This window comes from Candidatus Thorarchaeota archaeon, assembly GCA_013388835.1.
Classification (GTDB): Archaea; Asgardarchaeota; Thorarchaeia; order Thorarchaeales; family Thorarchaeaceae; genus JACAEL01.
This window is the reverse complement of record JACAEL010000007.1, coordinates 1-22,408: the sequence shown is the minus strand read 5'-3', so window position 1 is coordinate 22,408 and position 22,408 is coordinate 1. Positions and strand designations below refer to the sequence as shown.

The following is a 22,408-nucleotide window of genomic DNA, read 5'->3' as shown; positions in this document are numbered from 1 at the left end:
CAAGTCGGCACACGACCTGTCGGACGAAAGATATTTCACGTCCTGCACTGTATGCATGCATTTACCTACACGGTGAAAACATGACGGGCTATGTCCTTGCCCATGACCTTGGCACGGGCGGCAACAAGGCATCACTTGTGGACACCGACGGCCATATCCTAGCCTCAGCCATGCAGCCGTACCCGGTGCTCTATCCGCAGCCGGGATGGGCGGAGCAGGACCCTGAGGAGCACTGGTGGCGAGCCGTCTGTACAACGACAAGGGATGTGTTGTCCAAGGCAGAGGTGCGGCCAGCTGATGTGCTGGCAGTGACATTCTGCACACAGATGATGGGGACTATCCCTGTAGATGCTGACGGGCAGCCGCTCATGAACTGCATGACTTGGATGGACTCACGTGCTGCTCGTCAGAACAAGGCCATTGCTAAGGGCCCGCTGAGAATGCTCAGAATGCTTCGGATTACAGGAGGTCTTCCGTCGGGAAAGGACATCATAGGGAAGATCCTGTGGGTGAGAGAGGAGCGTCCTGAGGTCTATGAGAAGACGCACAAGTTCTTGGACTGCAAGGACTATCTGATCTACAAGTGCACGGGCGAGTACGTCACATCTGTGGACTGCGCCACTCTGACTTGGTTCATGGACTCCAAGAAGAACCAGTGGTCCTCCCTCATTCTGGGCTGGATGGACTTGGATGAGGACCGACTGCCAAGACTGGCAGAGTCAACTGATGTGGTTGGCACACTGACTGAGAAGGCGGCCCGAGAACTTGGCCTTAGCACGTCAACGTCGGTGGTGAACGGGGCGGGGGACATGACCGCGGCAGGAGTGGGCTCAGGTGCTGTTCGGGACAAGGAAGTCCACCTCTACGCAGGCTCGAGTGCATGGCTTGGTGCTCACGTCAGACAGCGGAAGCTCGACATATTCACCTACACTGGGTCCATACGCTCTGCAATACCGGGAAGGTTCATCCTGATTGCAGAACAGGAGTCTGCCGGAGCTTGCCTCAAACACCTGCGAGAGCACTGGCACTGCGACCTGTGCAAGTACACACTTGACTACGCCAGCCCCGCGTGTGACGAGTGCAGGTCCGGAAAACGAAATCCGTACCAGAGCCTTGATGCGGTGGCCTCACAGGCGCCACCTGGTTCTGACAACTTGGTATTCGCACCATGGATGTTCGGTGAGCGAAGTCCCCTTGACGACCACAGTGTCCGGGGAGGCTACTTCAATCTCTCTCTGGCTCACGAGAAGAGGCACATGACACGAGCTGTGCTTGAGGGCGTCGCATATCATGCTCGCTGGATGATGGAGAGCTTTGAGAAGAAACGCATGTTGGGAGAGGTACGAGCGGTGAACATGATTGGCGGCTGCGCAGTCTCGGACCTCTGGCCCCAGATCTATGCAGACGTGTTGCAAAAACCAGTCCACCGCATGGCGAACCCGCTCGAGGCCGGCACCGTCGGAGTGTCTATGGTCGCATTCGTCGGCATGGGTGAAATGCCCAACTTCAGCACAGCTGCAGAGAAAGTCAAGGTGGATCGGACATTCGAACCCAACCCTGAGGTCTTTGCCACCTACAATCGCCTCTACGATGTCCTGAAGGAGTACTATAGACGTAACAAGAGCCTGTGGCGCAAGATGAATACTGCCATTCATTGAACGGCCCCGGCGGACAACGGCAAGTCCATATGCATCCGACAGTCTAATGCTCAATGTCCACACAACTGGGTTGAAGATCATGCACGCCCTGATACTTGACGGCTTCAAGGGAGAAGACGCTCGTAGAGACCCGGTCCGCAGTGCCCTGACTGCAGAATTGGAGTCGCGCGGCGCCACATGGAAGTGGATTGAGGTCGAACGTCTTCAGATAGCCCCCTGTAGGGGCTGCTTTCACTGTTGGACCAAGACTCCGGGCATCTGTGTGATAGATGATGATGCAATAGGAGTCGCACGAATGATCGCACAGTGCGATGTCATGGTCTACGTCACGCCAGTTGTCTTTGGAGGTGTCTCTCCCACACTGAAGGCTGCCATGGACCGGAACATATGCCTGGTACAGCCCTTCTTCGAGAGAGTCAACGGCGAGGTGCATCACAAGCGAAGGTACAAGAGGTATCCTTCGATGGTCGCCATAGGCATAGCCGACACTGATGACACAGAGGGCCGCACGCTGTTTGAGCGACTGATGACGAGGATGAGCATCAACAATCGCAGTGTGGCTTACGCCGGGGTTGCATTGCCGGAGGAGTCGCTGTATGCAAAGTCCGAGAGTAAGGGTGCCCCGAGTCTGCGTTCCGTGTTGGGCAGCCTGCTTACCAGAGTGGAAGTGGTCGGAAGATGAAGCGAGCACTGCTTGTTGTCGGCAGTCCAAGGAGTGAGAGGAGCTCCTCGAACTCTATTCTGGACTACTTGGGCACAAGACTTGTGGAACATGGAGTGACCATCGAGAAGACGTATCTCTATCGTCTGCAGGATGAACATGGACTTGAGTCGCTCTTGGCATCTGTGGATGCCTCAGACATCGTGGTCCTCGGTGCACCGCTCTATGTGGACAGCCTTCCTGCACCTGTCATCTCGGCCCTGCAGTTCATCGCCTCGCATCGTACTCAAGAGAGCAGGTCCACCAGGCCCATGTTCGGAGTGGTCATGAACAGTGGTTTTCCCGAGGCATTCCAGAGTGACTGCGCAATCGAGAACTGCCGCCTGTTCGCTCAGAGAGCCAGTCTCCAATGGGCGGGCGGCATCGCATTTGGAGGGGGAGCAGCAATCGCCGGGAGGCCCCTTCAGGAGACAGGAGGCATCACTCGCTTTCTCAGACCTGCGCTCGACATGGCGGCTGCAGCCCTAGCCAAAGGAGACCCGATTCCAGATAGCGCAATCCGGCTCGCTGCCAGACCGATGCTGCCTACGAGCATATACCTCACCATGGCCACAAGGACGTGGAAGAGAATAGCCAAGCACCACGGGGCGCATAATAAGCTGGGTGCAATGCCATTTGCACGAGAGTGAGACATCGCAGGTCAACTCAACGGCAAGCGTGACGGCGGCCGGTACATGGTCTGGGCAGGCATCTCGAAACGCATGGTCTGACACGAGTTCGAGTGCAGGCGCTCTGATTCAGCATTGTAACACATCGTTCCACTGAACGGTCACACTGGAGCCACCTTCGCTCTGGTCGCGGCGCATACAGTGCGATGGCAGTTGGCAGCTCCATCCGCTCATCACGCGCAAGGAATCTGGGAGTATGAGTACGTTCCAGTGTGTCAGACTGGCAGAAGAGTGGAGGACTAGGGGCCCTCCAGCCTCTTTCTCGACGCGACGCGTACACACATACTACAGGTCAAATCCCGTTCGACCCGAGCCCCACGACTCTAGGGCCCTCCTCAACTCCTCGTTCTCCTGTGCGGCCTTCTTGACGGAGACTCCCATCATCTTCGCATCTATTGCCTGCCGGAAGGCGCGAGCCCCTGCCCGTGGTCCATCCGGATGTGCGTGTATTGCTCCGCCTGAACCGATGACTATGTCCGGACCAAGGTCATCCACAACCTCCTCCACCATCCCGGGAGAGATCCCCCCGCTGGGCATTGGCGCACTCTGTTCGATGTTGTGCAGTGGCATTACCATGTCGTGAGCGATGCTCAGGAAGCGTTCCTTCAGGATGGGGGCCTTGCCATAGGGTGCGGGAAGGACCGTGATGTCCGAACCGCATATTCTCGGTAGTTTCCCAATCACCAAGTTGGTCGCAACTCCAGTTATTGGCGAATAGGACATCGCACCGGTGATATCCATGTGTGCTAACACCGGGACCTTCACGGAGGGGTCCTCGCATACTTGACGAAAGGCCGAATAGCCCACCGCCAGGAAGTTTATCATGAGTGCATTCGCACCAAGCTCCTGAGCCCTCTCTGCGTGCTCAAATAGCCGGGTGACCTCGTCAGTGATGTTCACCGTGTACAGAGTCTTCTCTCCTTTCTCAGCACTGGCACGATCGATTGCGTCCATGAAGAGAGGTATTCGCTCCTCAAGTGTGTTGAAGGCGGCATTGGCGAGCAACTCATCGTCCTTGATTATGTCCGAACCACCGACAGCGGCCTCGTAGCACAGGTCCGCCCCCATCTTGGCAGAGGTGTACACACAGGGCTTTATCATGTTGTTGAGAAGGGGTCGGTTCTTCACGCCGAGAAGCTTTCTCAGCCCCTTGATTCCAAACTTCGGTCCTTTGAACTCCTTCAGCCAGCTCTTGGGAAACCTCATGTCCACGCACTTGATACGACCACCGAGGGAGATGTTGCCTATGACCGTGCTCATCAGCATGGGTATCTGCGCGCCGAAGTTCTCCCACGGAAAGGCGACTTGAATGATGTACTCTCTGCGCTCTAGGTCCTTTGGAGTGCTGTACTCATAGGCAGGAACCTCGTATATGCCAATCACCTTTGCAACATGCCTCGTTCTTACCTCAGGGGTCTCGCCGGGCACAAGCGTCCATGTTCCCGTGCTCTGCTCGACTGCTGCGGCATAGGCGACATCCCTTGCGTTCATGAAGGGCGGTAGTCCGACGTAGTACGTACAGATCACGTACCGCTCTGGATCAATGGCATCTGGCAATGCGTCAGGCAGGGCTTCAAGCGGAAGTCTGGTCACATAATCACCAGAGTCCCTGATGCAGTCTCTTGCTTATCTCTTCTTTGAGCGTAGCGACCTGAGAGGTCATGTTGGTGCGCGTTCACATCTGGCATCGACTACCACTTGTTGTGGTGCACCTTCTCCTTCCGGTATCTGTCCTCTGGGGCCTTCTTCTCGGCCGGGTAGCCTATTGGCAGAAGAGCCAGCGGCACAATGTGTTCGGGCAAGCCCAGTAGTCTCTTGAGGCCCTCCTCGCGCTCCGTTCGGGGGTGAATGCCGAGCCACACTGATGCCAGTCCCAATGCATGTGCTGCGAGGAGCATGTTCTGCGTCGCTGCCGAGCAGTCCTGAATCCAGAAGCCCTTGTACTTCTCTGCATCCAGGTCCCCGCAGACGAGTATTGCAACGGACACCTCCCGTACCATCTTCGAGTAAGGATGGACACTTGGAATCTTGTCGAGTATGTCCCTGTCAGTAATCACGACAAACTGCCATGCCTGCTGATTCCCCGCAGAAGGGGCGCTCATCCCTGCACGAAGAATCTGTTCAATCATGTCACTCGAAACAGGCCGGGCTTCGTACTTTCTGATACTGCGTCTTGTCCGGATGGCCTCTAATGCGTCCAACTGGTGATCACCGAGTCAGGAATGATGATCTGTCCAGATAAGTGCATCCTACTGGAAGACCGCGTGGCACTTGCCGCGTATGTGAGGCCACGAGATGTGCCAGAGAGGCCCTGGTGGAGAGCAGTCATCGTCCACGCCTGTGCCTTTCGAAGGCCTCATGGGAGAGTCTGTCCGCCACCTCGTTCTCCTCCCGAGCTACCCACTCAAACGAGACCTTGACTCCCTTCTTGCTGAGAGCCGATACCAATTCCTTCGCCTTTCGATGTAGAGGGACCAGTCTTGATGCGCTGACCTTGTATTCACCTCTCATCTGGCGAATGACGAGCTGGCTGTCACCGACTACTCTCAACTCGTCTCCAGCTCTCAGTCTCTTGCTGGCAACCTCAAGTCCCACAATGAGACCGTGGTACTCCGCAACGTTGTTGGTCATGGCGGGACCTTCACCGACAACACCGTCCCCCTTCTGCAAGAGCTGTCCCGACTCGTCAAGTGCATACCCATAGCTGGCCACTCCACCGGGGTTCTTCGGCTCACAGGCGCCATCAAAGAAGAGCGTGTATGAGGTCATTTTCACTCAGCAGACACAGCTCACCAGTTCCTTATGTCTGCAACGCAAGCGCCGATTGAGTCTGAGAATTCGGGAGGAGAGGAAAGAGAAGAAGAAAAAGAAGTGATAGGGCACAAGAGAGCCCTACCACGTGACACTGTCTATTCTGAAGTAGATTGTGTACCGGCAGTCGCCGAGGTCGATGCGTGATCCGGACCAATACCACCCTGCGTTGATGTACGAGTGCCAAGACGAAGGCGACCAGTACCACTGCCATACAGGATACTGATCATCACCGTCGATGTCGTCGTCCTCCCACGCTTCCACTCTCACCTTTGCATCACGGTTGTAGTTCAGAATGGTGTAGAAGTACTTGTTCCAGTCGAGTGCACCAGCACCATTGCGCGACCAGTATCCGTCTGGAGTCGACCCGATCTTTCCGCAGCCGGGGTAGCCCTCCTGTGTGGGGATCAGGCCATCACCGCTGAAGCTCTTGAGATACATCTCACCAGCTCCCTTCGGCCACGGGTCGTAGTCGTCGTCATAGTAGACCTCATCGACAAAGACAGTGAGCTTGTACAGGCCGGATGAAGCAGACCATGTTGAGGCGCCGACTTCTCCAGCTATCACCGATGTGTGCTGTGAGTTGAGAAGGTCGTCAGGAGAGACGCCAAGCCCAAGTGTGCTTGTCTCGCTGTCGAGGTCTATGCCGAGCACATGGTAGTAGGCAGCCCATGCAGCCTCAGAGCAGTAGTAACCTGCAACACCGGAGAGAGGGTTGGTTTCACTTGCATATACCTGCTTGCTTGTCCAGCCCCAGTCATATGCAGGACCAACTGGGTATCCGTCTGTCCCACCAGTCAACTGTGACTTCAGAAACGCCACTATTGAAGAACGCTCCGCCGATGTGAGCGGCACGCCACCGGGCTTCATCACTCTCAAGACAAGGGCGTCTTCCGCGTGCGCGTTCACAGCTGTCGCCCATGTGTCAAATCCCAGTCCGTTACCCTGCACATCGCTCTTTGTGGAGTGAATGACATACGGAGTCCCCACGCTCATCCAGACCTTGTTGGTCCGGTCCCACACAGACTCACCTGCCTGAACAAGACCACAGTATATGACCGAGTGCGAGTATGCCCCGGGAATCAGGTAGTCGAAGAACGAGCCGGGAGTCCCAAGTATGATCATGTCACCAGGTAATACGCCCGCATAAGACACTTGGTTGACACCATCGCTGGCAAAGGCCGTCGAAGGTCTCACGGGCGCAGAAACCATGATGAGCAGAAGGCTGAAGGCCAGTACTGTAACTAACCTACTTCCATATCTCAACGAGATCACCACAGCTTTGTCCTTGCGCTTCGCAAACTTATAGGAATTGTCTCTTTCCGGAGTCTGTTGCAGAAGCCATGTCCAGAGTCGGCAGAGGCAACAACGTTGCCTGACTCGTACGAGTACAGACAATGAAAGCCACCATGTGTGTCATTCCCGGCCGTGAGGTGACATGGCATGACCACCTATGCAAGAGTCCTGTTCTTGCGGCTCATCAGGTGAGGGACAAGAGATGACCAGAGGGACTGTCGCTAGTCGGCAAGAACGGACTCGACCCATGGCAGCATCAGCCAGACCCCGACGATTACGAGCAACACACCCGCAAGAATCTCAATCTTCCTCGCCTGACTGGAGATTCTGCTGGCCATGACCATTCTTGCTTCACCAGTGACAAGTGCGAGTGCAAGGTAAGGTACTGCCACACCCACTGCTAGACCCACATACATGAGAAGAAGGACAAGTGCATTGGTCTGCGTCGCAAATACAAACGAGAGGGAGAACACTGCAGGCAGTGCACATGGAGCTGCCAGCAACGAGTAACCAAAACCTATCGAGAAGACGCCTGCCAGAGTGGAGGGTGTTCCGGGGTCGGACATGGACAGCCTGCCGACTCGCAGTATTTCCCTGAGTCTGCTGGACATGGTCAGTATCCCGGTGAAGGCAATGGCCAATCCGAGGACCGCACTTATGTATGCATAGTAGTTCATCAGCAGCAGCCCTATGTAGTTCGAAATCAACATGAACACGACCAAGGAACTGACTATGCCCAACACCAATGCTGAGGTGACCATGAGGCTCTTCTTTCTGCTATCCTCCGACTGAAGACTTCGTATCAGGAAGAGAGGCAGTAGCGGAAACAGGCATGGGGACACTGCCACATATAGACCGGTGAAGAACACTGCAGACACTTCAACAAGCTGTTCTATGAACATCAGACTGCTTCATACTCCCATGAGATTACTGATTACCGGGTTCATCTCGTCAAACGTCCACCAGCCAACGTGCTTCCATCTGAGCATACCTTGACCGTCGATTATCGCGATGGTGGGTATGTATCGGACTCCGATATAGTCTGCAGCGACATCGTCCGTGCCAAAGACGCACGCCCATGTGATTCCGTACTCGGCAACATAGTCCTCAAGCATCTCGACTGTGTCAGAGAGAGCGATAGTGATGTGCATTATGTCAAGCTGATCTCTTGTGTATGTGTTGTACACTTGGACCATGTCGGCATTCTGCAGCTTGCAGTAGCCACACCAAGTGGCGAAGAAGTCCAGTATCAGGAACTTGCCGGCATAGTCGGAGATTGAGTGGTTTAGGCCATCGATGCCAAGGAATACCCAGTCTGGCACTTTGAATTCATACTGGAGTAGGTCCGTGTCCTCAAGAATAATCTTGAGTGTCGTGGTTGTCGTGGTGGTTGTGGTCGTCGTGGTGTTTCCGTTGGTTGGGCCGCTTGCTTGCATCTGAAGGATTACGATACCGCCTGCAGTTCCTGCAAGCACGACTGCGAGGACCAGTCCAACAGCTGTGATTGACTTTGGCTGCACAGCACATCTCGCTCCATATCGGCTTTTGTTCCGGTTCGTCAGCTTGGTTGCTAATAAGGCATGCTATGCGTGTGACTGCATCCTTCTACCTGAGTAGACTAATCCCAGTTCTCGCATGTTTCGCAAGCACACGCTTCATTATTGAGTTCCTGAGCTCACTGTACGGTCTCAGCCCCGAGATGAGGTCGGTCATGTGACCCCTAATCACATCGTCGCGAGCCGCCATCTGGATGACCAGCTCCATGTTCTTCTCTGAGTTGAAGAGCAGGCCTGCCAGAAAGTTGGACACGTCGAGCTGTCTGCCTATTGTGTTCTTCCAGCGTGTCTGGTACTCATGCGTTCCTGAGGCCTGTCCGTGGATGATGTCTGCTGCTGTCTGGGCGGCCATCTGACCGCTGGCAATGGCATAGTAGATGCCCTCTCCTGTTGCAGCAGAGACAAAGCCTCCAGCATCACCAACAAGCATCACTCTCTTTGTGATGGTGTTCTTGATAGGTCCCTTCAGTGGCACCCGCATGGCACTCTGAGTGGAGAGGTCAAGCTTTACGCCATTACGCTCTTCAAACTTCTGGATGAATCGAGCCCAAGCTGCCTTCAGACCCCCAGCAAATGGCATCAGACAGCCCAGGCCCATGCTCACCTCGTCCTTCTTGGGAAAACACCACCCGTAGCCGTGCTGGAGCCCGCCAAAGAAGATCTCTATGCACACACGGTCATCATCATACGGACCGTGGGTTATCCTCAGTATCTCAGACTGGTCCATGGGTACGCCTGCCTCGATACACAGCCCTATCTCGTCGTCACGCCACTGCCGCTTGATGCCGCTGGCTCTAGCGATTCTGCTGTTTACGCCATCAGCTCCGACAACATACTTGCCTGCGTGAGAGGTACCATCGCTGCAGTGTACAGTGACTGCCTCGCTGCTCTCTGTGACATCGATGACCTCCACACCAGACGTGACTTCAGCCCCGGCCTCCTCTGCCTTCTTCAGCAGAAAGTGGTCCAAGACGCTTCTCTTGGCAGTATAGCCCGTGGTCATGTCTTTGGTGCAGACGACCTTGGTGCCCGACGGAGCGTAGAGGTGCGCTCCACAAGAAATGCGTTCGATTGCAGGACTGAGTTCAAAGTCCAACAAGTCTACAAGACCACTTCTGAAGCCGCCAGCGCATACCTTTCGCCGGGGATGCGGCTGCTTCTCAATCACAAGCACGTCCAGTCCAGCCTTTGCCCCGGTCCGCGCACATGCAGACCCAGCCGGGCCGCCACCAACAACAATGAGGTCACGTGTCATTCAAAGTGTCACCTCTCCGCTATCTGCTCCCAGTCCCCCTAATATGGTTGTGTGCTGATGTGGGACACAATTCGACAGCCACCGAAGTGACGAAGTGTCTTCGCTTCTGAGTCCAAGACCGGGCGGGGACTGCTACAACACAAAGGGTTTTTCTTCAGACGGGCTCTCTGTGCGCAAAGGACGAAGCAACAGGCGTGAGAGCGACTGTGCGCAGAAGGACTGATGGTCAAATGATACCGATATATGACGTGGCGAAGCGAGCAGGAATCCCTGTCGAGTATCTGGAACCCTACGGCAAGTACATGGCAAAGATCAACTTGGGCATCAGAAAGACCTTGGGCGAGAGACGGGCAAAGCTCATTCTTGTCACAGCTACCACGCCTACACCTGCGGGAGAGGGCAAGACCACCAACTCGATAGGCCTCTCTATGGCGCTGAATCGGATGGGGCACCGCGCAGTCGTGACATTGCGTGAGCCATCTCTGGGTCCAGTCTTTGGAGTCAAGGGAGGAGCCGCTGGAGGTGGCAAGTCGCAGGTCCTGCCTTCGGAGCGAATCAATCTGCTCTTCACAGGAGACTTTCCCGCTGTCAGTGCAGCACACAATCTCCTCTCCGCAATGATTGACAACCATGTACATCAAGGCAACGCACTTGGTATCGATGTCAGGAGGATATCGTGGCCTCGGACTGTCGACATGAACGACCGCGCGCTTCGAGAAGTGATAGTGGGACTCGGTGGCAAGGCAAACGGTTACCCGCGCGAGGACAGGTATGTCATAACCGCCGCCTCGGAGATAATGGCAATCCTAGCACTTGCAACAGACTACGAGGATCTGAGGGCACGCCTGGCAAGAATCGTCGTGGCGCGTGGTGACAGGAAGGAGATAACAGCAGGCGACCTGAAAGCCGAGGGAGCAATGGCCGTTCTTCTCACTGACGCGCTCATGCCGAATCTGGTGCAGACCTCAGAGGGTACTCCGGCGATAATCCATGCAGGTCCATTTGCCAACATCGCCCACGGAACCAACTCCGTCATTGCGACTGACCTCGCACTGCGGCTCTTTGACTACGTTGTGGTCGAAACCGGCTTCGGCGCAGACCTGGGTGCCGAGAAGTTCATAGACCTTGCCTCGCGTGTTGGGGACTTTACTGTTGATGCTGTGGTCCTTGTGACTTCTGTCCGTGCCCTGAAAGAACATGGTGACGGAAGTATCGAGGCAGGCTTCCCGAATCTGGAGAAACACATGGAGAACATCACGAGTTTCGGACTACCCGTGGTGATAGCACTGAACAGGTTTCCACAGGACACCTCTGAAGAACTGGATATTGTCAGGCGGCTCTGCGCGGACAAAGGGTGGAGGGTGGAAACGTCCGAAGTCTATTCAAGAGGTGGAGAGGGGGGCTTGGCCCTTGCAAAGGCAGTCCTAGATGCAATGGGCACAGAGCCTCATCTCAAGAGGACCTACGAACTGAAGGACAACCTGCGGACGAAGATTGAGAGAGTGGCAATGGACATCTACGGGGCTGACGGAGTGACGTACTCCGAGGAAGCGGAGGCATCAATTCGCTCTCTACAGAAGCGTGGATACGGTGAACTGCCAGTCTGCATTGCCAAGACCCAGTTCTCACTCTCTGACAACCCAAGACTCAAAGGCCGACCGAGAGGATTCCATGTCTTCGTTCGTGATGTGGAAGTCAGCGCAGGGGCGGGCTTTGTGGTAGTGATCATGGGAGATGTGATGCTGATGCCGGGACTGCCAAAGGAGCCTGCCGCTGAGGGCATGGGAATCGACGAGGATGGCAACATATTTGGGGTCTTCTAGGAGGTACAACCGATGACCGAGTCGCAGATACGGCCCGAGGACTTCTGTCACGACCACATTCTGGATGGCAAAGAACTTGGCGACCGGATTCGTGAGCATATCGCTGCTGAGGTTCGTCAGCTAGCTGAGATGCACGGCATAATGCCCAAGCTGGCGACCGTCATCGTTGGTGAAGACCCGGGCTCAAAGATGTATGTGAGAATGAAGCACAAAGCTTGTGGCAAGGCAGGGATTCTGTCGGAGAGCCACGAACTGCCGGTGGATACAACGCAGGCGCAGCTCCTTAACCTAATCCAACGTCTGAACCAAGACCCCAAGGTGCATGGCATTCTTGTGCAGCTGCCGCTTCCCAGACACATCAGCGAAGAGAGCATAATCAGTGCCATTGATCCCATCAAGGACGTGGACGGTTTCTCGCCCAAGAACATATACCGGCTCTTCTACGGTGGCGAGTTGCTGAGCGCCGCCACACCTCAGGGCATTGTCACAATGTTGGACTCGCTTGGACAGAACTTCTCGGGCAAGCACGCGGTAGTAGTGAATCGTTCCACAATAGTGGGAAAGCCACTGGTGATGCTGCTCCTTAATCGCAATTTCACCGTGACCGTCTGCCACTCTCACACAAAAGACCTCGCGTCATTCACTCGTCAAGCAGATGTGCTGATAACTGCCATTGGACGGCGGAAGTCGCCGCAAGACCCGTTCTTCATAACTGCCGACATGGTGAAGGAAGGGGCAATTGTGATTGACGTCGCCACTCCGCATGGTGACTGCGACTTCGAGGCAGTGAAGTGCAAGGCCATGCTGGTGAGCCCTGTGCCCGGGGGTGTCGGACCGATGACGATAACCATGCTCCTGAGAAATGTTCTTGCAGCCTACTCATTCCAGCTCGCGCAGACAAACGTGTTGACGGCAGATGCCCTCGATTACGGCTCCTATGTCAGCTGACACTCATGCCCAAACGCTTTTCTGTTGGAAGATTGGGAGCCGCCGCAGTGACATAACGTGCGAATAGTCGAGTGTGTGCCCAACTTCTCTGAAGGCAGAAGAAAAGACGTCATTGATGCCCTTGCTGAGGCCATAAAGAGTGTCGAGGGCGTTCGTCTCTTGGATGTCGAGTATGACAGCGACCACAACCGCTCCGTGTTCACGTTCATCGGAGAGCCGTTGAGAGTCAAGGAGGCTGCTCTCAAGGCGTCAGAGCTGGCCGTGCAGAGCATCGACCTGAACAAGCATCAGGGTGCACACCCGCGGATGGGCGCAGTGGACGTTGTCCCATTCATTCCACTGCACGGTGTGACCATCGGTGAGTGCATAGAGCTGTCAAAGGAGTTCGCTCAGGAGTTCTCGACGCGCTGTGGTGTCCCCGTCTTTCTCTACGCCAAGTCTGCAACGCGACCTGACCGTGTCGACCTGCCAAACATCCGCGAGGGAGAGTTCGAACGTCTTCGTGAGCTGATAGGTATGGACCCCACCAAGGATCCAGACTATGGGCCTAAGAAGATCCACCCGACCGCAGGCTGCACAGCGACAGGTGCGCGGAACTTCCTAATCGCCTTCAACTGCAACCTCAACACGACAGATGTGCGAGTTGCAAAGGAGTGCGCAGACGCAGTGCGGGCAACGACTGGCGGCTTCGTGCATGTTCAGGGCATTGGTCTTGACCTGCCAAAGAAGGGGATGGTACAGGTCTCACTGAACCTCACTCATCCTCGACGAACAAGGATACATCAAGTGCTGGAGGCGGTACGGACCGAGGCTCGCAGGTATGGTGCAACGGTCGTGGAGACCGAGATTGTTGGCATGATACCCCTGTTTGCCATCCTTGACGCATTCAAGTACTACGTGCAGCCCGAGCGACTTGAGGAGTCGATGATTCTTGACCTGTACTATATGGGCGGAGCGCAGGACCCAACTGCAAAGACATTCACAGAGATGTCGCTCATAGAGTTCGGTGATGAGGTGCGCAGGGCCCGTGCGACCCCCGGAGGGGGTAGCGTCGCAGCTGCAATGGGTTCGTTCGGTGCGGGACTGGTCTGCATGGTCACCGGACTGTCACTGACAGGACGCAAGTTTGCCGCAGTGAAAGAGGAGATGCTAGAGGTCAGGCATGCTGCAGAAGTGGACAGAGGCAAGCTCATGGAGAACGTTGAGCTGGACTCTGCAGCATTTGACTCAGTGATGGCCGCATTTCGGCTCCCAGAGGAATCCGAGGAGGACAGGAAGAAGAAGGCCCAGGTGCTGGAGGAGGCGACCAAGCATGCCGCACAGGTGCCACTCGACACAATGAGACACTCTCTCAAGGCGATGCACGGTGCAAGGGTTGCCGCCGAGAAAGGCAATGCCAATGCGATAACAGATGCTGGCGTCGCCGCACACGCACTGATGGCCGCAATCGAAGGTGCTGCGCTCAACGTGCGTATCAACCTTGGAAACATCCGGGACCGAGGGTTCACGACTGAGATGGCGGCGGAGGTCGAGAGAATCATATCGGAAGCGTCCAAGCTCAAGGCGGAAACGCTCCAGGTCGTGGAACGAAGGATGCGAGAGCTGAGTCAGGTCGCATAGACCTGAAACACGTTGGAATGCAATTACCCGCTAAGTGCGGAATACTGTGGACTCTACACCTAGTGTACGCAAGTGGAGAGCCAGCGCACGAGAGGCTCCATACGCGTTGCCACAAGCCACAAGGAGCACTCGCAGCAACTGATTGAAGCGACAACTGCCAGCTGTCTGAAGAGAGCAGACCGTTCATCCTGCGACACGATGCATCATTCCATCTGCACACGTGACTCGAGTCTCCGCTGCACGCTGTCCAAGTCATGAGAGGCGACACTTGTCATAACTTGAATTGCACCGAAGCGCCTTTGCCCAGTCCAACACAGTGTGCCTTTCCGCCTGCCCGTTCAATTGCGGTTGCTACGTCCTCCTCGCGTCCCGGCGCATAAGCCATCATCGTTCCACCTCCGCCACTCCCATTAATCTTGCATCCTAGTGCTCCCGCGTCCTTTGCAGCCCGTATGAGTCGTTCGATCTTCGGAGTGGACCGCTCTAGGTCATCTCGGAGTATCCTGTGGTGCTCATCAAGCATCTCGCCCAGTCTGTGCGGGTCAGGGAACTCTGAGCTCAAGAGAGTGAGGGCATCGGCTGTCAGGTCCCTGTTCCTAAGAGTCGCCTCAGCCATTCTCCGTTCCGCGCTCGGTCTGGAATGACACGTACCATATACAATGCTCAAAGGCGTGGTACGTTGATCGAAGTCTTTGATCATACCTGCAAGGACCCGGTACTCGCTCTCAACAATAGCCCTGATTCTACGCAGGTCCCCAACTGTATCCTCTTTTCGCTCAAGTGAGTCGCCAATGACAATCCCGTCAATCTTCGCAGGCAGACGAGACGTCACCCCATCTGGTACCATCTCAACATGGACTATGCCACCGTATGCTGAGGCCATGTGGTCCATCGTGCCACCGCTCTCACCGAACTCTCTCACTTCCGCCTCGTATGCAAGAAGGGCTGCATCTCTGGGACCAAGGGTCTCGTGTGCTAGAGCGGCCACGGTGTGTACTGCAGCCACTGTCAGTGCCGAGGAACTTGACAGGCCCGATGCAATGGGAAGGTCCCCGGTCACGATGAGTTCTGCCCCGCCCAGTGGTCGCATACCTCTCCTTGCCAAGACGTTGAAAGCGCTTCGGAGGTAGTCTCGTCTGTGTCTGTATTCGACTTCCTGGTCGATGGCGAACTCATCTGATTCTGCTAGGTCAGGATATCCTACGGATATCAGCGGGTCTCTTCTGGGCTTGCAGACAATGGTCACGTAGCGATCAATGGCCGCAGCTATCACATCCAGGCCCAAGTAGTCACTGTGTTCTCCGAATAGACACACTCTCCCCGGTGCACTGACCACAAACTGGTCATTCTCAGTCAACGAGTGTATCTCGGATGACATTGTTATCCACGACTCGCCGCATCGAACCGAAGGCATAAATGTCATGCTCTGGTGTGAGTCCATGGTTGACATGATAGAGGCCGTAGGACTGACCAAGAAGTTCAATGAGTTTGTTGCAGTGAATAATCTGTCTTTCCGAGTCGAACCCGGTCAGATATATGCACTGCTGGGGCCCAATGGTTCAGGCAAGTCAACGACCATGAGGATGCTCTTGGGACTCCTGCGACCGACCGCTGGAACCGCAAGGATTGCGGGTCATGATCTGCGGACCAACATAGTGGATGCAAAGCGAGTGATGGGGTACGTCCCCGAGGAGCCCGTCCTGCCCGAGCGTCTCACGGGCTGGGAGTACGCCAACTATGTCAGCGACATCTGGCGAATTCCGAGGGGGCCCAAGCGTGACCAAGAGATAGAGGAGCTGCTGAAGCTGCTCGACATCATGGATGCCAGTGATGACCTGATTGAGACCTACTCGAAGGGAATGTCACGGAAGGTCAGCCTTGTGGCAGCCCTGATTCACCGCCCAAGTGTGCTGGTACTTGACGAGGTACAAGCCGGTATCGACCCAAGAGGAGCGGCCACTATCAAGAGCATATTGAATGGTCTGCGAGAGAGGGGAGCGTCCATCCTCATGTCCACTCACATTCTCGAGATTGCGGAACAGATGGCGGACAGGATTGGTATCATCAGTGGCGGAGTGATGGTGGCGGAAGGCACCATGGCGGAGCTCCGGGAGAGAGCTGCGGACCAGGGAAGTCTTGAACAGATCTTTCTGCAGCTCACTGGAGGACCAGACATGCAGCTCATAACGCAGTACTTGAGCCAGGTCGGTGGGTCTGACTGATGCTCGAAGACCTAGTCCTGCTGCTGAGGCTTGACGTGCTCCAGAGCTTTCGTGTCAGAGGTGCAAAGGGAAGTCGCACGAAGCAGAAGAGTATTGTCCGCAGAATGACATTCGTAATCGCCGCACTTGTGATTGCACCAGCCATCGCGTGGATGACCGTAAATGTAGCTCGTGTCATTGGATGGGGACTCTTCTCTGAAATAATAGCAGCGAATCTGGGAATAGGTGCAGCTCTCTTCAACGCCATTCTACTGTTCTCTTTCCTCGGTTCAATAATGCTCTCCGCAACCACGGTTGGAAACAGCAAGAGAATGGAGTACATGCTAATCATGCCCCTGAGAATGCGTGTCCTGTTCATGGAGAAGGCGATTCTCATCACTCTCTACAGCTCTGTGTTCTGGCTTGTCTTCATTACCCCTGTCTTCGTGGGCCTGAGTTTGGTTTCGACGAGCCCTCTGGCACTTCTGTCTGCACCTGCATTCATCCTGCTCTTTCTCGCGCTTCTCACAATAGGAACATCCGCGGGTGGTCTTCTCGGACTGGGATTCTCAAGGATTGTCGCTGGACGCAGGAGACTGAAGCAGGTGGGCTATTTCATAGGCACCTCAGCAGCGATACTCGGCACCTTCGTGTACTACTACACCTTCTACAGCGGGGAAGGGAGTGTCGTGTTCTTCGAGTGGCTCTTCGCCCTTGCCGAGAGACTGGGATTCAGTTCGGAGTTGACACCGGGAGGTATTGTCAGTAGAGTTTCACTGGGAGTCCTTGTGGGATACACCTTCTCAGCTCAGGAGATGCTCGCAGGCATTATCTTCTGGGCAATCGCGTGCGCTCTGGTGTATGCCAATGGATATGTCAGCGAGGTGGCACACTACAGTGGTTGGCTGGCCACGGAATCGGTCCGGACCTCAAAGAAGGAGGTTGTTGTCAAACACCCCACATGGGAGCCGCGTTCTATCCCCGGATTCAGATTCAACTCCACCATCAGTGTGTCCATTTGGTACAACATAACCAACATTCGCAGAGAGGCGAGGGTGTTCGCCAACTACCTGATGGGACCTCTACGCTACGTTGTGTTTCTCTTCATCCCTGTCTTTGGAGCGAGTGGCACCAGATTTCAGCCATTCATCCCATTCCTCGTGGTCGCGACCATCATACCGTTCGTCACAGCATATGGTCTGTACTTCGCAGGCTATGAGACTGTCTACGAGGGAAAGAACATCATGAATCTGCAGCTTGCCGCTGCAAATATGAGCGACTATGTCAAGGGCAAGGTCTACAGTGCCGTCCCATTTGCGTCGGTCGCCAGTATCGCTGTGACGACTCTTGTTGTCATAATTGAACCGACGCTCCTCGTGTTTGCGCCTCTCATCGTAGTAGCGGCTGTCTTCACAAACCTCGCCTCGGGCGCCATTGCTGCGAATGCCGCGGCTATAGGTGGCGACTTCAGAGCAGAACGGATGTTCTTGAGACAGCGGGGGTCGGCGGTCCAGATGCCGATTCGTGGCTGGTCGATTCTTCGGGCTCAGATGCTACCGGGAGTCATCGGCATGGCTGGACTCGCGTCGATGCTCTTGGTCGGGATACTCATTCATCCAGTTGCGGCATACGTGGTCCTCGTAGTCTACTCTCTCATCTGCTGGAAGTCGACCAATCAGAACTCTTACAGTGCAGGACTACGACTTGCTCAGAAAGAGGCGTCAGAGTATCTCTAGACGGGCACTCATGAGGTGTGTGCATCAAGTCGTGCGACGACTCTCCCCGGGGGAACGACAATGTCGGTCTCAAAGAAGAGACCTATCATTGTGCTCTCTATTTCGATCATGCTCAGGTCATCATGCGGGCCGCTGCGCAATTCAATCTCCACCTCACCAGACCTGCCGGCCTTCACATCATACGTCAGATGGGCTGCCGTGATTGCAGCAATGTCATGCCCCTTGCCATCAACGCTCGGTATCATCTTGACATTGATGTTGGGACCACTGTCAATCCACTCCCCATCCTCATTGAAGGTGCACTTGGCACGCAAGACTGTGATGCCATCTCGCACTGTCTTCGCCTCAAGAGTGTCACCGGACCACTCCATCGTAGTGACTCCCAGTTTCCTCGGATACCCCCAGATCTCTCTCCCTGAGACCAGTGAAACGTCTGTGTCCCCGTAGTTGTGAGAGAAGTATACGCCAACCTCGTCCTGTCCGGTATCGGGGTTGGGATACAGGCACTGGATTAGGACTCCAGACTCCATGAAGCGGCCGGTCTCTCTGCACGGCTGTTCACCAAACATCACGCCCATTAGCCTCATGTCTGATGGCTTGAGCGGAGGAGGAAGCAGCTCCCTGACTGTGTCTTCAGACGCATAGAACAGCGCGAGGAATATCTTGGCACCGTCATAGTGATACGGAGGTCTCGAGTACAGTGGACTTGAGAGGGGAACGGAGTAGCCTCTTTCCATTCACGTCACCTTTCCACTCAGTCTGGAGTGCACCTATTGAATCTGCCGAGATTGAGCCACTCAGAGTGATTCTGATTCGAACTCGCCACGGCACTAGGTTTTTCTCACCCTTTGGGTCAGAGCCAGAACGAGCAACATGGCCGGCAAGCTGTTCGGTACGACTGGCGTGAGAAAGGTCTACGGCACCGACTTTGACGTAGAGGATGCGCTAAATCTTGGTAAGGCACTCGGCACCTATCTTCGTTCAGGCCGTGTGCTGGTGGCTCAGGATGCACGAACCACAGGAGAGATGATAGCAGACGCTTTGGTGGCCGGCATAATGTCGACGGGAGTGAACGTTGTCAGGGCGGGTATCGTTCCGACACCGACCCTCGCGTTCATGACCAAGAAGGGCGGTTTCGAAGCGGGAGTCATGGTGACCGCATCCCACAACCCTCCAGAGTATACGGGGGTGAAGTTCTGGGGGCCGGACGGAATGGGGTACACGCCCGAACAAGAGGCGACACTCGAACAGCTGTTTGCCGAGAGGAGTTTCAAAGTAGCAGAGTGGAATCAACTGGGTACACTCTCGTCTACTGGGAGTGCAGTCTCTGAGCATATAGCCGCCCTGCTGGAGAGATGCGATGCGGGACTCGTCAGGTCCAAGAACTTCAGAGTTGTGGTCGACCCGGGCAACGGAGCGGCCTGCGTCATGACACCCTACTTGCTACAGAAGCTTGGCTGCAAGGTCCTCAGCATTAATGCACAGCTCGACGGACACTTTCCTGGCCGACGCTCCGAGCCTGACGAGGAGTCGCTCGGGGACTTGGTCGCCATGGTGAAGAGTGCAGGCGCAGACTTGGGAGTTGCACATGATGGTGACTCTGACAGGGTGGTCTTTGTGACCGAGTCAGGAGAGGTCATCCGTGGTGACAGGATCATTGCGCTCCTGGCGAGGGAGGCCATTAGCAATAGCCCCCACAAGCTCACCGTGACCACAGTCGACAGTTCCCAAGTGCTGGACATGACTGTTGAGCGGAGCGGGGGAAAAGTGGTACGGACTCCCGTCGGCGATATTCAAGTGGCCATCAGGATCAAGGAGGAGGGAGCCTCGTTTGGTGGTGAGGCCTGTGGGGTCTTCATATTCCCAGACTTTCATCTCGCACCGGAACCATTCCTGACCGTGTGCAGAGTCCTCGAGCTCATGGCAAAGACAGGCAAGAGCTTCGGCGCGCTGATATCGGAGATTCCGGTCTATCCACTGCGAAAGACAAAGGTCGCGTGTCCAAACGAGAGAAAGGAGTCAGTAATGGCCCATCTAAGAGAGGAGCTTCCTGCAGGTATGAAACAGGTAACGAAGGTACTCACCGTTGACGGTCTTGCGGTCTTCATGAGAGACGGCTGGGTCTTGGTGCGGCCTTCGGGAACTGAACCAGTCATCCGAATCACATGCGAGGCTCAGCGAGATGAGAATGTGGACCACATTCTTGAGACCGCAAAACGACTGGTGACTGCGGCAGTGAAGAGCGTGTCCTGAGAGGCATTGCGCTCCAGCTCGGTCTTGAACCAGCACACGCCTAGGACTATGACATACGCCGAGTATGCGAAAGACTGTCACTGACAGCAGACTCCATATCCGCTTTGTTCACGGGGACGGTCGTTTCACGTACTACCGGCCGAGCAGCTGCTGACGGTCATGGAAGAGTTGCTCTCAGGAGAACACCATGAGTAGGTTCAAAGCCAAGAACAGCCACCGCTGTTCAGGGAGTGTTGCAGTATATCTAGAGGGGCACGCGGGCGATGCAGCATTCTCCGAACGGACAATCTTTATAGCAAGTATGAGCAAGTGTCAACTAGAACAGAGGCCAGAAACATGGGTGACGATGACGACCTGGAAGCAGCAATCAAGGACGAGTTCGAGTGGGCCCTCAAGGACCCTACGGAAGAGAAGCTTCGTGGGCTTGGAGATGTAGTCACTACCATAACCATGAAGATGGTCGAAGCCATGGGCCAGATTGAGTCAAAGGTCGCAGGGATTCAGAGTCAGCTGCAGTCACTTGAGGCAAAGGTGAGTTCTCTGGAGAGCAGGGTTTCCAGAGGAGTTGCCCCCTCGCCAGGTGCGGACATGAGCCCGGCTGAGGCCGGTCCGGCCATTGCAAAGGCACCTGTAGCAGCTGCACCAAAGGCAGCAACATCAACACCCACTGGTGGCGGCATGATGGGTGAGCTGAAGGCACTCCTCGCTGCGCGCAAGAAAAAGGTGGGCTCAGAGACCGAGTAGACTCCGTGACGTGTTACGTGGGTAGAACGGACCTGCGTGCTCAGGCAGTGTCATCATGAACGCTTCCGCTCTCTCACAGGCGCCTTGAACGCCGCGCAGTCTTGTACGTGCATCATACAGCCTCGGGTAGAAACCCTCTGCCTTGGTAATCTGAGAAGCGTGTTCCTGAAGAGCAGCGACAGCAGTCTGATAGTATTCAGTGATGTCTATCAGTACGTGAGGGTGACTCATGATTGAGTTCACCTCCATGAAATACACCCGTCCGACCCTGTGGGCATCGTCATGCAGAGTCACATGCGAGGCCCACTCAATGGCCTGAGTCACGACTTGGGAACAGAGGACATGATTGTGATTGTAGTCGTCGGAGGAGTGCGTGATGACTGCTGCGGGACGACTCTCCAAGATCACACTGACCACCTGATCTCTGGCGGTCAGGTCGATGCCAAAGTCGTCTCTACTGCTGACAAAGGTCTTGCGGACACCCAGTCGTCTGCAGGCAGCCCTCAGCTCACGATTCCTCACTTCGTTGCCCGTGAGACACAACACATCGACCGGGGTGCCCTGAGCCACATGCTTGGCTATTGTACCTCCTGCGCCCAGGCATTCATCGTCAGGATGGGCTGCAATGACAAGCAGTGACTCCTCTTCAGCTGGACTCATTCTGAACACCTCTCATGTCGGCAGCTAATCAATCTTTGTCTCAACCACCGTTCTTTTAACTCGCCAGACAGAACTTCGTCTGGCGAGTCCATTGAAGATAGGCGTTAACCTCTTTCCCTCTCTAGGTGGATCGGGCTATCTTGCCACCAGGCTTGGTCAACACCTTGCCGACCGTGGCCATGAAATACACTTCATCACGTACAAGCGCCCCTTCTCGTTGATGTGGGAGGAACACAGCAGGGTGTATGTCGACTTGGTGGACAATCTGGACTACCCGCTGTTCGAAGACATTGGAGTTCCATACACCTTCTGCCTGGCATCCAAGATGCTCAAGGTGACCAACAGCTCCAGACTCGACTTGTACCACGTTCACTATGCAATACCACACGCAATGTCAGCCTACATGGCGCGAGAGGTCTCTGGAGCGCCATATGTGTTGACCATGCACGGTTCGGACG

21 protein-coding genes are annotated in these 22,408 nt (G+C 55.3%); 11 read left to right on the top strand and 10 right to left on the bottom strand.

From position 1 onward, the window contains the following. The first annotated feature begins 80 nt into the window (after nucleotides 1–80). The 3 genes from HXY34_01325 to HXY34_01315 all read left to right on the top strand — a co-directional run bounded on the left by HXY34_01325 (nucleotide 81) and on the right by HXY34_01315 (nucleotide 3,008). Nucleotides 81–1,658: a xylulose kinase gene (locus HXY34_01325; GenBank protein ID NWF94760.1), complete on the top strand. Its 1,578-nt coding sequence runs from the start codon at nucleotides 81–83 to the stop codon at nucleotides 1,656–1,658. A 70-nt stretch (nucleotides 1,659–1,728) separates the two neighbouring features. Continuing rightward, nucleotides 1,729–2,340, top strand: coding sequence for a flavodoxin family protein (locus tag HXY34_01320; protein ID NWF94759.1), 612 nt, complete (start codon nucleotides 1,729–1,731; stop codon nucleotides 2,338–2,340). Beyond that, nucleotides 2,337–3,008, top strand: coding sequence for an NAD(P)H-dependent oxidoreductase (locus HXY34_01315; protein ID NWF94758.1), 672 nt, complete (start codon nucleotides 2,337–2,339; stop codon nucleotides 3,006–3,008). Before HXY34_01320 ends, HXY34_01315 begins: the two co-directional genes overlap by 4 nt. Nucleotides 3,009–3,332: 324 nt before the next feature. Here HXY34_01315 and HXY34_01310 read toward each other — a convergent pair whose 3' ends face one another. The 7 genes from HXY34_01310 to HXY34_01280 form a co-directional block, all read right to left on the bottom strand. After that, nucleotides 3,333–4,538, bottom strand: a complete 1,206-nt coding sequence (locus tag HXY34_01310; protein ID NWF94757.1) for a ribulose 1,5-bisphosphate carboxylase — start codon at nucleotides 4,536–4,538, stop codon at nucleotides 3,333–3,335. A 200-nt stretch (nucleotides 4,539–4,738) separates the two neighbouring features. Then, nucleotides 4,739–5,248 carry a nitroreductase family protein gene (locus HXY34_01305; protein NWF94756.1) on the bottom strand — a complete coding sequence of 170 codons (510 nt, stop codon included), beginning with the start codon at nucleotides 5,246–5,248 and terminating at the stop codon, nucleotides 4,739–4,741. A gap of 124 nt (nucleotides 5,249–5,372) precedes the next feature. Next, nucleotides 5,373–5,816 carry a ribonuclease HI family protein gene (locus HXY34_01300; GenBank protein ID NWF94755.1) on the bottom strand — a complete coding sequence of 148 codons (444 nt, stop codon included), beginning with the start codon at nucleotides 5,814–5,816 and terminating at the stop codon, nucleotides 5,373–5,375. A 123-nt stretch (nucleotides 5,817–5,939) separates the two neighbouring features. Further along, the gene (locus tag HXY34_01295) at nucleotides 5,940–7,124 is read right to left on the bottom strand and encodes a hypothetical protein (GenBank protein ID NWF94754.1); all 1,185 of its coding nucleotides are present in this window, start codon (nucleotides 7,122–7,124) and stop codon (nucleotides 5,940–5,942) included. Nucleotides 7,125–7,375: 251 nt separating this feature from the next. Next, the gene (locus HXY34_01290) at nucleotides 7,376–8,056 is read right to left on the bottom strand and encodes a hypothetical protein (protein NWF94753.1); all 681 of its coding nucleotides are present in this window, start codon (nucleotides 8,054–8,056) and stop codon (nucleotides 7,376–7,378) included. A gap of 9 nt (nucleotides 8,057–8,065) precedes the next feature. Further along, complete coding sequence (locus HXY34_01285; protein ID NWF94752.1) at nucleotides 8,066–8,674, bottom strand: TlpA family protein disulfide reductase; 609 nt, start codon at nucleotides 8,672–8,674, stop codon at nucleotides 8,066–8,068. An 85-nt stretch (nucleotides 8,675–8,759) separates the two neighbouring features. Further along, a complete protein-coding gene (locus HXY34_01280; protein ID NWF94751.1) occupies nucleotides 8,760–9,965 on the bottom strand; it encodes an NAD(P)/FAD-dependent oxidoreductase in 1,206 nt (401 codons plus the stop codon). Between the two features lie 230 nt (nucleotides 9,966–10,195). On the opposite strand from HXY34_01280, the gene HXY34_01275 reads away from it, so the two are divergent. Genes HXY34_01275 through ftcD form a run of 3 tightly spaced genes read left to right on the top strand, consistent with a single transcriptional unit; the run spans nucleotide 10,196 to nucleotide 14,356 of the window. Then, nucleotides 10,196–11,788, top strand: a complete 1,593-nt coding sequence (locus HXY34_01275; protein NWF94750.1) for a formate--tetrahydrofolate ligase — start codon at nucleotides 10,196–10,198, stop codon at nucleotides 11,786–11,788. A 12-nt stretch (nucleotides 11,789–11,800) separates the two neighbouring features. Then, on the top strand, nucleotides 11,801–12,736 hold the full coding sequence (locus HXY34_01270) for a bifunctional 5,10-methylenetetrahydrofolate dehydrogenase/5,10-methenyltetrahydrofolate cyclohydrolase (protein ID NWF94749.1): 936 nt from the start codon (nucleotides 11,801–11,803) through the stop codon (nucleotides 12,734–12,736). Between the two features lie 57 nt (nucleotides 12,737–12,793). Further along, nucleotides 12,794–14,356, top strand: coding sequence for a glutamate formimidoyltransferase (gene ftcD, locus HXY34_01265; GenBank protein ID NWF94748.1), 1,563 nt, complete (start codon nucleotides 12,794–12,796; stop codon nucleotides 14,354–14,356). A 271-nt stretch (nucleotides 14,357–14,627) separates the two neighbouring features. Here the strand turns inward: ftcD and HXY34_01260 are convergent, their stop codons facing one another. After that, entirely contained in the window at nucleotides 14,628–15,713 is a 1,086-nt protein-coding gene (locus tag HXY34_01260; GenBank protein NWF94747.1) for a GHMP kinase, read from the bottom strand. Between the two features lie 82 nt (nucleotides 15,714–15,795). On the opposite strand from HXY34_01260, the gene HXY34_01255 reads away from it, so the two are divergent. Then, the gene (locus HXY34_01255; protein ID NWF94746.1) at nucleotides 15,796–16,578 is read left to right on the top strand and encodes an ABC transporter ATP-binding protein; all 783 of its coding nucleotides are present in this window, start codon (nucleotides 15,796–15,798) and stop codon (nucleotides 16,576–16,578) included. Continuing rightward, nucleotides 16,578–18,293, top strand: coding sequence for a hypothetical protein (locus HXY34_01250; protein ID NWF94745.1), 1,716 nt, complete (start codon nucleotides 16,578–16,580; stop codon nucleotides 18,291–18,293). Before HXY34_01255 ends, HXY34_01250 begins: the two co-directional genes overlap by 1 nt. A gap of 8 nt (nucleotides 18,294–18,301) precedes the next feature. Here HXY34_01250 and HXY34_01245 read toward each other — a convergent pair whose 3' ends face one another. Beyond that, complete coding sequence (locus tag HXY34_01245) at nucleotides 18,302–19,030, bottom strand: acetoacetate decarboxylase family protein (GenBank protein ID NWF94744.1); 729 nt, start codon at nucleotides 19,028–19,030, stop codon at nucleotides 18,302–18,304. Between the two features lie 136 nt (nucleotides 19,031–19,166). On the opposite strand from HXY34_01245, the gene glmM reads away from it, so the two are divergent. Both glmM and HXY34_01235 read left to right on the top strand, forming a co-directional pair. Beyond that, on the top strand, nucleotides 19,167–20,546 hold the full coding sequence (gene glmM, locus HXY34_01240) for a phosphoglucosamine mutase (protein NWF94743.1): 1,380 nt from the start codon (nucleotides 19,167–19,169) through the stop codon (nucleotides 20,544–20,546). 336 nt (nucleotides 20,547–20,882) lie between these two features. Continuing rightward, nucleotides 20,883–21,290 (top strand): hypothetical protein, encoded by a 408-nt coding sequence (locus HXY34_01235; protein ID NWF94742.1) that lies wholly within the window; start codon nucleotides 20,883–20,885, stop codon nucleotides 21,288–21,290. On the opposite strand, the gene HXY34_01230 is transcribed toward HXY34_01235, so the two are convergent. Then, nucleotides 21,276–21,950 carry a PIG-L family deacetylase gene (locus HXY34_01230; GenBank protein NWF94741.1) on the bottom strand — a complete coding sequence of 225 codons (675 nt, stop codon included), beginning with the start codon at nucleotides 21,948–21,950 and terminating at the stop codon, nucleotides 21,276–21,278. The two genes, HXY34_01235 and HXY34_01230, sit on opposite strands and share 15 nt — an antisense overlap. A gap of 91 nt (nucleotides 21,951–22,041) precedes the next feature. Here HXY34_01230 and HXY34_01225 point away from each other — a divergent pair. Then, nucleotides 22,042–22,408, top strand: a 367-nt coding sequence (locus tag HXY34_01225) for a glycosyltransferase (protein NWF94740.1), incomplete at its 3' end; no start/stop codon positions are given.